We start from the raw sequence: 11,888 nt of genomic DNA on the forward strand, positions 1-11,888 counted from the left end.
AGAAGGGGGCGTACATGTCCGTGGTCGGGCAGGACCTGACGGCGCCGGAGGTCCGGCGCCGAGCCGCGGTGCTCGGGCACCCGGTGCGCCACTCGCTCTCACCCGTGCTGCACCGGGCCGCGTACGCCCAGCTCGGCCTGACCGGCTGGGCCTACGGGCTGCAGGACGTCACGGCGGCGGAGCTGCCGGCGGTGCTCGAGCAGCTCGACGGCACCTGGGGCGGTCTCTCGCTCACCATGCCGCTCAAGCAGTCCGTGATCCCGCTGCTCGACGTCGTCGACCCGCTCGCGGAGGTCACCGGCGCCGTCAACACCCTCGTGGTGCAGCCGGGCAGGGACGGGCGCGCGGGGCCGTTCGTCGGCTTCAACACCGACGTCCGGGGCATCGTCGCGGCCCTGCGCGAGGTCGCCCCCCAGGGCTGGCAGCCGCGGCGGCCGGTCGTCCTCGGTGCCCGTGCCACGGCGTCGTCCGCGCTGGCCGCGTTCGGCGAGCTCGGCGCCACGAGCACGACGCTCGTCGCGAGGAGTGTCGCCGGCCCCGGGTCGGCCGCGGTGGCCGCCCACCGGATGGGCGTCGCGACCACGCACCGGCCGTGGACCTCCGCCGAGGTCGCGGTGGACGCCCTGCTCGCGGCGGACGTCGTCGTCTCCACCGTGCCCTCCGGGGTGGCGGACGACGTCGCCGCCGCACTCGCCGCCCGCCTGGACGGCAGCGAGGACGCCCTGGCCGGGGCGGTGCTCCTGGACGTGGTCTACGACCCGTGGCCGACGCCGCTCGCCCGCGCCTGGCGGGAGGCCGGTGGGGCGATCGCGCCCGGCTGGGCGATGCTGCTCCACCAGGCGGAGGCCCAGGTGCGGCTGTTCACCGGCCGTGATCCTGACGTCGCGGTCATGAGGGCGTCCCTGCTCGCCGAGCTCGACCGCCGCCACGCCGGCCGGGCCGTGTCGGACTCACCGGTCGTCTTCGACCTCGCGCGCCGTGGCTGAGCGTTCGCGCCCGGACGCCGACAGCGTCCCGGCTGAGAAGCTGCCGTCCGCCGTCGACGGCGTCCGGGCGGACCAGTCGCGGGCGGGAGCGGGAGCGGGAGCGGGGGTGCGGGCGGGGGCGGACGGAGCCCCGACGGACCTGCCTCTCGACGAGGCCGACAGTGCCCCCGCCGTCACGGAGGAGGAACCTTCCGGGATCCCCGCGGGGACGTTCACACCGGCACTCCTCACGGCGGCCGGCGTCGTCGCCGTGCTCGCCGCCGCCGCGCTGGTGGGGCAACCCTGGCCCGTCGTCGTCGCCGGTGCCGGACTTGCCGCGCTCGGACTGCTGCTGACGGTGATCGACGTCCGCACCCACCGTCTGCCGGACAAGCTCGTCGGTCCCGGAGCGGTGTGGCTGCTCGTCATGCTGACCCTCGCCGCCGTGGTCGAGGGCGACCTCTGGGCACTCGGCCGCGTGGTCCTCGCCGGGGTGGTCTCCGCGCTCGGGTACCTCGTGCTCGGGCTCGTCCGCACCGGCGGGCTCGGGCTCGGAGACGTGAAGCTGGGCGGCGTGCTCGGCCTCTGGCTGGGCTGGTTCGGCTGGTCCGCGGTGCTCGCCGGGCCGATGGCCGCGTTCCTGCTCGGCGGGGTCCTCGCGTGCGTCCTGCTGCTGGCGCGCCGGGCCGGGCGGAACTCCGAGTTCGCCTTCGGACCGTGGATGATCCTCGGGGCGGCTCTGGCCACGGCCGGGGCGCTCACCGGGAACCTTCTCGTCTGAGCGGTCGCACCTGCTGGTCGCCGCCGCGGTCGTACCCGGTCGCCGCCGTAGTCGTACCCGCGGGTCGCCGCCGCGGTCGCACCCGCCGGTCGCCGCCGCGGTCGTACCCGCGGGTCGCCGCCGCGGTCGCACCCGCCGGTCGCCGCCGCGGTCGTACCCGCTGGTCGCCGCCGCGGTCGCACCTGCTGGACGCCGCCGCGGTGCCCCCGCCCGGCCGTGGCAGGATCGCCTCATGCTCAGATGGTTGACGGCAGGGGAGTCCCACGGCCCGGCGCTGGTCGGCGTGCTCGAGGGGCTGCCCGCCGGTGTGCAGGTCACCACCGAGGACATCCAGGGCGCGCTCGCCCGGCGGCGCCTCGGTCACGGGCGCGGTTCGCGCATGAAGTTCGAGAAGGACGAGGTGCGCATCCTCGGCGGGGTGCGCCACGGCGTCAGCATGGGCGGACCCGTCGCGATCGAGATCGGCAACACCGAGTGGCCCAAGTGGGAGACGGTCATGTCGGCCGACCCCGTCCCGCCGGAGGCGCTCCTCGTGGACGCCGGCACCGGCGACGAGCGTGAGGTCGCCCGCAACCGGCCACTGACCCGCCCCCGGCCCGGCCACGCCGACCTCGTCGGCATGCAGAAGTACGACCTGCGGGACGCCCGGCCCGTGCTGGAGCGGGCGAGCGCGCGGGAGACCGCCGCGCGTGTGGCCCTCGGGACGGTCGCCGCCGCGTTCCTCGAGCAGGTCGCCGGGATCCGGCTGGTCTCCCACGTCGTCGCCATCGGTCCCGTGGCCGTGCCCGACGACGCCCCCGTGCCCGGACCCGACGACGTGACCGCGCTCGACACCGACCCCGTGCGCTGCTTCGACCCCGCGACCTCGGCCGCCATGGTGGCCGAGATCGACCAGTGCCAGAAGGACGGCGACACCCTCGGCGGCGTCGTCGAGGTGCTCGCCTACGGCGTGCCCCCGGGCCTGGGGTCGCACGTCTCCGGCGACCGGCGGCTCGACTCGCGCCTCGCCGGTGCCGTCATGGGCATCCAGGCCGTCAAGGGCGTCGAGATCGGTGACGGGTTCCGCACGGCCGCGCGCCGCGGGTCCGCGGCCCACGACGAGATCGTCCCGGGCCCCGACGAGCGCCTGCGCCGGGCCACCAACCGGGCCGGCGGCACCGAGGGTGGCATGAGCAACGGCGAGGTCGTGCGCGTGCGCGCGGCGATGAAGCCCATCTCCACGGTCCCGAGGGCGCTCGCGACCGTGGACGTCACCACCGGCGAGCCGGCCCGCGCGATCCACCAGCGCTCCGACGTCTGCGCGGTACCGCCGGCGGCCGTCGTCGCCGAGGCGATGGTGGCCCTCGTGCTCGCGCAGGCCCTGCTCGAGAAGGTGGGCGGTGACTCGGTCGGGGAGTCGGCGCGCAACCTGCGCAGCTACCTCGACGCCATCCCGGAGCACCTGCGGTGAGCGGCACCCGCCCACGCGTCGTCCTTGTCGGACTGCCCGGAGCGGGCAAGACCACGGTCGGCCGCCTCCTCGCCGGCGCCCTCGACGTCGACTTCGTCGACACCGACCTCGAGGTCGAGCGGGCCGCCGGCACCAGCGTGCCCGAGTACTTCCGCACCCACGGCGAGGCCAGCTTCCGCGAGCTCGAGCACGACGTCGTCGTCCGGATGCTTGCCCAGCACGACGGCGTCCTTGCCCTGGGCGGCGGCGCCGTCCTCCACCCGGGCACGCAGGAGGCCCTGCGCGGCCACACCGTCGTGCTGCTCGACGTGGCCGCCGAGCGTGCGCTCGCCCGCGTCTCGCTCTCCGGGGAGCGTCCGCTCCTGGCCGGCGACCCCGCCGGCCGGTTCGAGACCCTGCGCCGCGACCGGCTTCCCGTGTACGAGCGGGTGTCCACCCTCACCGTGAGCACGAGCGACCGCCGGCCGCAGGACGTGGCCGCCGAGGTGCTGCGCGCCGTGTGGGGCGCAGCCGCCAGCCTGCCGGCGGACGTTCTCGCCCGCCTCGACGCGGCGGCCTCGGGGCCGGCCCTCGCTGCGACGCCGACCCGCATCCCGGTCACGGGCACGGCCGGCTACGACGTCGTCGTCGGGCGCGGACTCGATGACGAGGTGGTCCGTCTCGTCGGCGAGGCGTCCCGCGCCCTGCTCCTTCACGCGCGGGCCACCGCGCCCCTCGCACGCCGTCACGCCGCGGCTCTCGAGGCGGCAGGTGTGACCGCCGTGCTGCACACCCTGCCCGACGCCGAGGACGCCAAGACCCTCGAGGTCGTCGCCCGGTGCTGGGACCTGCTCGGTGACGAACGCTTCGGCCGGGAGGACGTCGTCGTCGCCGTCGGGGGAGGGGCCACGACGGACGTCGCCGGGTTCGTCGCGGCCAGCTGGCTGCGTGGCGTCCGCCTGGTCAACGTCCCGACGACGTTGCTCGGCATGGTCGACGCCGCGGTGGGCGGGAAGACGGGCATCAACACCGCTCACGGGAAGAACCTCGTCGGCGCGTTCCACCCGCCCGCCGGCGTGGTGTGCGACCTCGACGCGCTGACCACGCTCCCGGTCGCGGACCTGCGGGCCGGGCTGGCGGAGGTGGTCAAGGCCGGGTTCATCGCGGACGAACGGATCCTGAGCCTCGTCGAGGCCGACGGCGGGCTCGCCGCGCAGGACCCGGGCTCGGACGTGCTGCGCGAGCTCGTCGAGCGGGCCGTCGCCGTCAAGGCCCGCGTGGTGGGGGAGGACCTCCGCGAGGCCGGCCTGCGGGAGATCCTCAACTACGGCCACACCTTCGGTCACGCCGTCGAGCGGACGGAGGGGTACCGCTGGCGCCACGGTGACGCGGTCGCCGTCGGCATGGTCTTCGCGGCCGAGCTCGCGCGCGCGGCAGGGATCCTCGCCGCCGACGTGGCTGACCGTCACCGCAGCGTCCTGGGGCTCCTCGAGCTGCCGACGACGTACCGCGGCGGCCGGTGGGCCGACCTCCACGACGCGATGGCCCACGACAAGAAGGTCCGCGGCAACGTCCTGCGCTTCGTCGTCCTCGAGGACGTCGCCCGGCCCACCGTGCTGCGGGGCCCTGCGCCCGAGCACCTGGAGGCGGCGTACGCGGCGGTCACCGGTGCGCGCCGGTCCGGCCCGGGCCCCAGCGCCCAAGGCGCAGAGCCGCAGGAGCACGAGCAGCCGCTACGGTGATCCGGTGAGCAGCCCAGCGAGTCCAGATCTCTCGTCGACCTCCTCCTCCGCGGGCGGCACCGCCGGACCGCAGGTCGTGCTCGTCGGACCTCCGGGGGGCGGGAAGTCGACCGTCGGGGCACTCGTGGCGCAGCGGCTCGGTGTCGCCTTCCTCGACACCGACGAGATGGTCGCCGAGCGCGGCGGGGCTCCGGTCGGCGAGCTGATCGTCGACCTCGGGGAGGAGGCGTTCCGCGCGCTCGAGCGAGACGTCGTCGCGGACGCGCTGAGGTCCGACGGTGTGCTGGCGCTCGGCAGCGGCGCCGTCGAGGACGCCACCGAGAGCCTCCAGCGCTACGCCTCCGCGGGCGGGACGGTCGTCATGCTCGACGTCTCGATGGCGGCCGGGGTGCCGCGGGTGGGGCTGAACGCGCCTCGCTCGGTCGCTCTCGGCAGCGCCCGCGCCCAGTTCGCCGCCATGGCGGCGGCGAGGCGCCCGTCCTACGAGCGGGTCGCCGGGACGGTGGTGGACACGTCGTCGCTGACGGTCGACGACGTCGCGGCGGCGGTCCTGGCCACCATCGGGCACTCCTGAGACTGCCTTGATCCGGCTGGATCAAGGCGGGTGCCTTGCCTCCCCGCCCGCGGAGCTTGTGTAGTTCGGCGTCGCCCCGCCGACGCCGGGTCGGATGCTTCCGTCGCGCCGCCCCCTCAAGGCTGCGCCTTTGATGTGCTGACATCAACGCTGTAGCCTTCAGGAATGTTCGTCGTGACGGCCGACCAGCACGCCAGCAGGCGGCGCGGCGACAAGGTCCCGGATCTTCTCGAGCGACTCGCTCCCTGGGAGGAGGCGCACCGCGACGGCGTCGCGCTGCCCCTCGAGCGAACCGTCGGCGACGAGGTCCAGACGGTCCTCAGCACCGCCGAGGCGGCGCTCGACCTCGCCCTCCATCTCGTCCGCCTGCAGGACTGGGCCGTGGGGATCGGCGCCGGTGCCGTGCACGAGCCGCTCGCCGAGTCCTCCCGCGCCAGCTCGGGCCCCGCCTTCGTGCAGGCCCGCACCGCGGTCGAGCGGGCCCGTGGCCGCGGGGAGCCGATGCCCGTCGTCGTCGTCGGCGACCATCCAGAGGCGGCCGGCGACGCGTCTGCGCTCGTCCAGCTCCTCGCCGCCGTCGTCCGCCGGCGTTCCGCAGCGGGGTGGGAGGTCGCCGACCTGCTCGGCCCGGGGGTACGCCAGAAGGACGTCGCCGCCACGCTGGGGATATCCGAGCAGGCGGTCAGCCAACGGGTACGGTCGGCCCTGCTGGAGGAGGAGCGTCGGGTCCGCCCGCTGGCAGCCAGGCTCCTGCGCCGCGCCGCGGGGGAGAAGGAGGACGTGTGAGTTCCACCACCGCCACGGTGCTGATCGTGCTCGCGGTGCTCGCCGCGTCCGTCCTGGTCGGGCGCGTGCTCGTGTGGGCGGTGCTGAGCCGGGTCGAGCCTGGACCGGCCGTGCCCGGGGTGCTGCGCGGAGGCGCGTGGATCGGCATGCTCGAGCGGCTCGCCATCACCGGCTCCGTGCTGGTCAACTTCCCCGAGGCGGTCGCCGTCGTGCTGGCGGTCAAGGGGCTCGGCCGCTACCCGGAGCTGCGCGAGGCGCACCCGGACCGGCGCAGCCCGGCCGCCGAGCGGTTCATCATCGGCACGCTGGCCAGCTACTCCTGGGCGGGCCTGTGCGGCGTCGTCGGCATGCTGCTGCTCGGCACGGTATCCTGACGGGCGCCGAGCGGCCGGGTGACCAGATGCGTCAACGGGCCGCCGTTCCCCACACGAAATCGACATAGAGGACGGCCCACGCATGGCTTCGACCAACGACCTCAAGAACGGCATGGTGCTCGTGATCGACGGGCAGCTGTGGTCCGTCGTCGAGTTCCAGCACGTCAAGCCCGGCAAGGGCCCCGCCTTCGTCCGCACGAAGATCAAGAACGTGCTCTCCGGCAAGACGGTCGACAAGACCTTCAACGCCGGCGTCAAGGTCGAGACCGCCACCGTCGACCGCCGCGACATGCAGTACCTGTACCGCGACGGCGACGACTTCGTCTTCATGGACTCCGACACCTACGAGCAGATCCCGATCTCCGCGGAGACGGTCGGCGACGCGGCGAACTTCCTCATCGAGAACCAGGACACCGTCGTCGCCATGCACGAGGGACAGGTGCTCTTCGTCGAGCTGCCCGCGTCCGTCGTCATGGAGATCACGTACACGGAGCCCGGCCTCCAGGGCGACCGTTCCTCCGCCGGCACCAAGCCGGCCACCATCGCCACCGGCTACGAGATCCAGGTCCCCCTGTTCCTCGAAACCGGCACCAAGGTCAAGGTGGACACCCGCACGGGTGACTACCTCGGCCGCGTCAACTGATCCGTCACTGAGTCCGTCCGGCCGCGTCAGTCGCGCTCGCCAGGACCGAAGGCCGGCCGTCCCGGTGCGTCGATCGGCGTACCGGGCGCCGGCACAAGGCGGGCCGTGAGCAGCGGGACGGACAGGCAACCGCGTGGCGCGGGCGCCTCGCGAAGGCGGCCTCCGGCCGCGCTCCCGCAGCAGCTGCCGACGGTGCCGAACCGCCACCGCCACCGGCATCGGGTGCACTGTCCGCGTGCAGTGAGCCGAGACAGACAAGACACCGCTCCACCGGAAGACAGAGAAGAGGACCTCCCGTGGCCGCACGAACCAAGGCCCGCCGGCGGGCGCTGGACGTCCTGTTCGAGGCCGACCAGAAGGGCATCACGTCGGCTGACGCGATGCTCGCGCTGCTCGAGCAGCGGCTGCACGTCACGGTCGCCCAGGGCGCGTTCCCGCAGTACGCGGTCGAGATCGTCGAGGGGGTCGTCGCGCACCGCGACGAGATCGACGAGCTCCTGAGCACCTACTCGCAGGGCTGGACCCTGGACCGGATGCCCACGGTCGACCGCTGCATCTTGCGCCTGGGCGCGTGGGAACTGCTCCACAACGACGACGTCCCGGACGCCGTCGCGGTCGACGAGGCCGTCCACCTCGCGGCCGAGCTCTCCACCGACGACTCGCCCGCATTCGTCAACGGCCTGCTCGGCCGGCTCCTGGACCTCAAGCCGACCCTCTGACGGGCGCGGCCCGACGGCCGCCTCGACGTGCCGACGACCGACTCGACGTGCCGACGACCGACTCGACGTGCCGACGACCGACTCGACGTGCCGACGACCGACTCGACGTGCCGACGACCGCCCGAGGGGTGAGGATCCTCCTCATGACTGACGGCATCATCGACGGCGCCCAACCCCTTCTCGACGAGATCGCCTCCCGGCTCGGCGGTGACGGCAACGGCCAGGACGGCGGGGCAGGCGTGACCGTGGCCGTCGCAGAGTCGCTCACGGCCGGCAAGATCGCCTCTCACCTGGGCGCAGCCAAGGCCTCCTCCACGTGGTTCGCGGGCGGCGTCGTCGCCTACACGAACGAGACCAAGTACCACGTGCTGGGCGTCGACCCGGGGCCGGTCGTGACCGCCTCCTGCGCGGAGCAGATGGCCGACGGCGTGGCGGAGCTGCTGAGCGCCGACGTCGCCGTCGCGGTGACGGGGGTGGGCGGCCCCGGCCCCGAGGAGGGCAAGGATGCCGGCACCGTCTACCTCAGCGGCCGTGCCGGCTCCCGCAAGGTCACCGAGGAGCTCGGCCTCGAGGGCGACCCGGCCCAGGTGGTCGAGGAGACCACGCTCCACGCCCTCCGCATGCTCGTCACCCTCCTGCGCGAGAGCGACTGAGGGACGCGCGTCATCGCGTCCCGCCCCACAGAGCCGCGAGAGCGACTGAGGGACGCGTCACACCCCGTCCCACCAGGCGGTGGCGCCGCGGGGCCCGCCCACCGTGCGCGGTAGCATCGCCGCGTCCGACATCCTTTAAGGCCCGTCCCGTGAGGCGGGGAAGGAGGTCCTCGTGGCCAGCACGCCCACGAGCGCCGGCGCAGAGCGCGCGGTGCTCACCGACTCCGACATCTCCCGCTCCCTCGTCCGCATCGCGCACGAGATCCTGGAACGCAACCAGGGCGGCGAGGACGTCGTCCTCCTGGGAATCCCCACCCGCGGGGTGCCGCTCGCCGAGCGCATCGCCCGGCGGATCGGCGAGACGGAGGGAACGTCCGTCCCGGTCGGCTCCCTCGACATCACGATGTACCGGGACGACCTGCGTGGTCAGCCCACCCGCACCCTCGGCCGCACCACCGTCCCGGACGGCGGCATCGACGACAAGGTCGTGGTCCTCGTCGACGACGTCCTGTACTCGGGCCGCACGATCCGCGCCGCCCTGGACGCGCTCAACGACCTGGGGCGGCCCGCCGCCGTCCAGCTCGCCGTGCTCGTCGACCGCGGTCACCGCCAGCTCCCCATCCGCGCCGACTTCGTCGGCAAGAACCTGCCGACGGCGCGCGCCGAGCGGGTGCGGGTCCAGCTCGCCGAGACCGACGACGGACGTCCCGACGCCGTGACGATCTCCACCCCGGCGGCCGGCCCGGCGGCGGGGCGGACCGCACGATGAGGCATCTGCTCTCCGCCGCGGACCTCACCCTCGACGAGGCGGTCGGCGTGCTCGACACCGCCGAGGCCATGGCGGCCACCCAGCACCGCATGATCAAGAAGCTCCCGACGCTGCGCGGGCGCACCGTGGTCAACCTCTTCTTCGAGGACTCCACCCGCACCCGGATCTCGTTCGAGGCCGCGGCCAAGCGCCTGAGCGCGGACGTCATCAACTTCTCCGCCAAGGGCTCGTCGGTCTCCAAGGGCGAGTCCCTCAAGGACACCGCGCTGACGCTCCAGGCGATGGGCGTCGACGGGGTGGTCATCCGCCACCACGACTCCGGGGCGCCGCACCGGCTCGCCCACTCTGGCTGGATCGACGTGCCCGTCCTCAACGCCGGTGACGGCACGCACCAGCACCCGACCCAGGCTCTGCTCGACGCCTTCACCATGCGTCGCCACCTCACCACGGGCGGCGACGCGCCCGCGCCGGAGGGCTCCTCCCTCGAGGGCGCGTCCGTGGTCATCGTCGGCGACGTCCTGCACTCACGGGTCGCCCGTTCCGACGTGCAGCTGCTGCACACCCTCGGCGCGAAGGTCACGCTCGTCGCGCCACCGACCCTGCTGCCCGTCGGCATGGAGTCCTGGCCGTGCACGGTGAGCTACGACCTCGACGCCGCGCTCGACGAGGCGCGCCCGGACGCCGTGATGATGCTGCGGGTCCAGCGTGAGCGGATGTCCTCGGCGGGCGGCGGGTTCTTCCCGTCCCCGCAGGAGTACCACCGCCTCTACGGGCTCGACGGCGCCCGGCTCGCCCGGCTGCCGGAGCGGGCGATCGTCATGCACCCCGGACCCATGAACCGCGGCCTGGAGATCAGTGCCGAGGCCGCCGACTCCTCACGCTCCACCATCGTCCAGCAGGTCGCCAACGGCGTCTCCGTGCGCATGGCCGTGCTCTACCTGCTCCTCGCCGGCGGCGAGGAGACCCCCGGAGGGATCTCATGACCGACTACCTCGTCCGCTCCGCCAGACCCCTCGGGGGAGAGGCGACCGACCTGCTGCTGCGCGACGGCGTCATCGCCGCCACGGGCGCCGACGCAGCCCGCGAGGCCGGCTCCGCCGTCGTCGTCGACGCCGACGGGCTGGTCGCCCTGCCCGGTCTCGTCGACCTGCACACCCACCTGCGCGAGCCGGGCCGCGAGGACGCCGAGACCGTCTTCACCGGCACCCGGGCGGCCGCGGCCGGCGGCTTCACCGCCGTGCACGCCATGGCCAACACGACGCCGGTCGCGGACACCGCGGGCGTCGTCGAGCAGGTGTGGAACCTCGGCCGCGAGGCGGGCTGGGTCGACGTCCACCCCGTGGGTGCCGTCTCCGTCGGCCTCGCCGGCGAGATGCTCGCCGAGCTCGGCGCCATGGCCACCTCGGCCGCCCGCGTCCGGGTCTTCTCCGACGACGGGAAGTGCGTCGCCGACCCCGTCCTGATGCGCCGGGCCCTGGAGTACGTCAAGGCCTTCGACGGCGTCGTCGCCCAGCACGCCCAGGAGCCTCGCCTCACCGAGGGCGCCCAGATGCACGAGGGCGCGGTCTCCGCCGAGCTCGGCCTCACCGGCTGGCCCGCCGTGGCGGAGGAGTCGATCATCGCCCGCGACGTGCTCCTCGCCGAGCACGTCGGCTCGCGCCTGCACGTGTGCCACCTCTCCACCGCCGGCAGCGTGGACATCGTCCGGTGGGCGAAGTCGCGGGGGATCGACGTCACCGCCGAGGTGACCCCCCACCACCTCATCCTCACCGACGAGCTCGCCCGCTCCTACGACCCGCGCTACAAGGTGAACCCGCCGCTGCGCACGGCGGAGGACGTCGAGGCGGTGCGCGCGGGGCTCGAGGACGGCACCATCGACATCGTCGCCACCGACCACGCCCCGCACCCCGTCGAGGACAAGGACTGCGAGTGGCCCGCGGGGGCGTTCGGCATGACGGGCCTGGAGACGGCGCTGCCCGTGGTCATCGAGACGATGGTCGAGACCGGGCGCCTCACCTGGGCGGACGTCGCGCGGGTCATGTCGACGGCGCCCGCCCGGATCGGACGGGTCAGCGACCAGGGCAGGCCGCTCACGGTGGGGGAGCCGGCCAACCTCACCCTCGTCGACCCGTCGGTGCGCCGGGTCGTCGACCCGGCCGCACAGCTGACCCGCAGCACCAACAGCCCCTTCGCCGGCACAGAGCTGCCCGGCCGTGTCATGGCCACGTTCCTGCGGGGACGGGCCACCGTGCTCGACGGCGCCCCCGTGGCGCGAGAGGAGGTGGGCGCGTGAGTGCCTCCACCAACGAACCAGGCCTTCCCGTCACGTCCGGCGTCTCCGCCGGAGCGGTCGCCGGCGCGTCCGCCCGCGCCGGAACCGGTACGTCCGTCGGCGCCACCACGCAGGCGCCCCGCCGGCCCGCTGCCCCCCGCGGCGCGGTCCGCCAGCCGGC

The 11,888-nt window shown here is 74.3% G+C and carries 13 protein-coding genes; all 13 read left to right on the top strand.

The window, feature by feature from the left end:
* Positions 1–14 precede the first annotated feature (14 nt).
* On the top strand, positions 15–986 hold the full coding sequence (locus ATJ97_RS02160) for a shikimate dehydrogenase (protein WP_098485152.1): 972 nt from the start codon (positions 15–17) through the stop codon (positions 984–986).
* Positions 979–1,746, top strand: coding sequence for a prepilin peptidase (locus tag ATJ97_RS20210; RefSeq protein ID WP_098482338.1), 768 nt, complete (start codon positions 979–981; stop codon positions 1,744–1,746). Before ATJ97_RS02160 ends, ATJ97_RS20210 begins: the two co-directional genes overlap by 8 nt.
* 232 nt (positions 1,747–1,978) lie before the next feature.
* Positions 1,979–3,196 carry a chorismate synthase gene (gene aroC, locus ATJ97_RS02170; RefSeq protein ID WP_098482339.1) on the top strand — a complete coding sequence of 406 codons (1,218 nt, stop codon included), beginning with the start codon at positions 1,979–1,981 and terminating at the stop codon, positions 3,194–3,196.
* Positions 3,193–4,917 carry a 3-dehydroquinate synthase gene (gene aroB, locus ATJ97_RS02175; RefSeq protein WP_098482340.1) on the top strand — a complete coding sequence of 575 codons (1,725 nt, stop codon included), beginning with the start codon at positions 3,193–3,195 and terminating at the stop codon, positions 4,915–4,917. The genes aroC and aroB overlap by 4 nt, the downstream gene beginning before the upstream one ends.
* A 4-nt stretch (positions 4,918–4,921) precedes the next feature.
* The gene (locus ATJ97_RS02180) at positions 4,922–5,491 is read left to right on the top strand and encodes a shikimate kinase (protein WP_098482341.1); all 570 of its coding nucleotides are present in this window, start codon (positions 4,922–4,924) and stop codon (positions 5,489–5,491) included.
* Positions 5,492–5,656: 165 nt separating this feature from the next.
* Complete coding sequence (locus ATJ97_RS02185) at positions 5,657–6,277, top strand: hypothetical protein (protein ID WP_098482342.1); 621 nt, start codon at positions 5,657–5,659, stop codon at positions 6,275–6,277.
* Complete coding sequence (locus ATJ97_RS02190) at positions 6,274–6,651, top strand: hypothetical protein (protein ID WP_098482343.1); 378 nt, start codon at positions 6,274–6,276, stop codon at positions 6,649–6,651. The genes ATJ97_RS02185 and ATJ97_RS02190 overlap by 4 nt, the downstream gene beginning before the upstream one ends.
* An 82-nt stretch (positions 6,652–6,733) precedes the next feature.
* Positions 6,734–7,294, top strand: a complete 561-nt coding sequence (gene efp / locus ATJ97_RS02195; RefSeq protein ID WP_098482344.1) for an elongation factor P — start codon at positions 6,734–6,736, stop codon at positions 7,292–7,294.
* Between the two features lie 296 nt (positions 7,295–7,590).
* Positions 7,591–8,013: a transcription antitermination factor NusB gene (gene nusB / locus ATJ97_RS02200; protein WP_098482345.1), complete on the top strand. Its 423-nt coding sequence runs from the start codon at positions 7,591–7,593 to the stop codon at positions 8,011–8,013.
* Between the two features lie 143 nt (positions 8,014–8,156).
* Positions 8,157–8,666: a CinA family protein gene (locus ATJ97_RS02205; RefSeq protein ID WP_098482346.1), complete on the top strand. Its 510-nt coding sequence runs from the start codon at positions 8,157–8,159 to the stop codon at positions 8,664–8,666.
* A 172-nt stretch (positions 8,667–8,838) separates the two neighbouring features.
* Positions 8,839–9,435 carry a bifunctional pyr operon transcriptional regulator/uracil phosphoribosyltransferase PyrR gene (gene pyrR / locus ATJ97_RS02210; RefSeq protein WP_098482347.1) on the top strand — a complete coding sequence of 199 codons (597 nt, stop codon included), beginning with the start codon at positions 8,839–8,841 and terminating at the stop codon, positions 9,433–9,435.
* The gene (locus ATJ97_RS02215; protein ID WP_098482348.1) at positions 9,432–10,418 is read left to right on the top strand and encodes an aspartate carbamoyltransferase catalytic subunit; all 987 of its coding nucleotides are present in this window, start codon (positions 9,432–9,434) and stop codon (positions 10,416–10,418) included. The genes pyrR and ATJ97_RS02215 overlap by 4 nt, the downstream gene beginning before the upstream one ends.
* Positions 10,415–11,728 carry a dihydroorotase gene (locus tag ATJ97_RS02220; protein WP_098482349.1) on the top strand — a complete coding sequence of 438 codons (1,314 nt, stop codon included), beginning with the start codon at positions 10,415–10,417 and terminating at the stop codon, positions 11,726–11,728. Before ATJ97_RS02215 ends, ATJ97_RS02220 begins: the two co-directional genes overlap by 4 nt.
* Positions 11,729–11,888 lie beyond the last annotated feature (160 nt).

It is taken from the genome of Georgenia soli (assembly GCF_002563695.1).
GTDB lineage: Bacteria > Actinomycetota > Actinomycetes > Actinomycetales > Actinomycetaceae > Georgenia > Georgenia soli.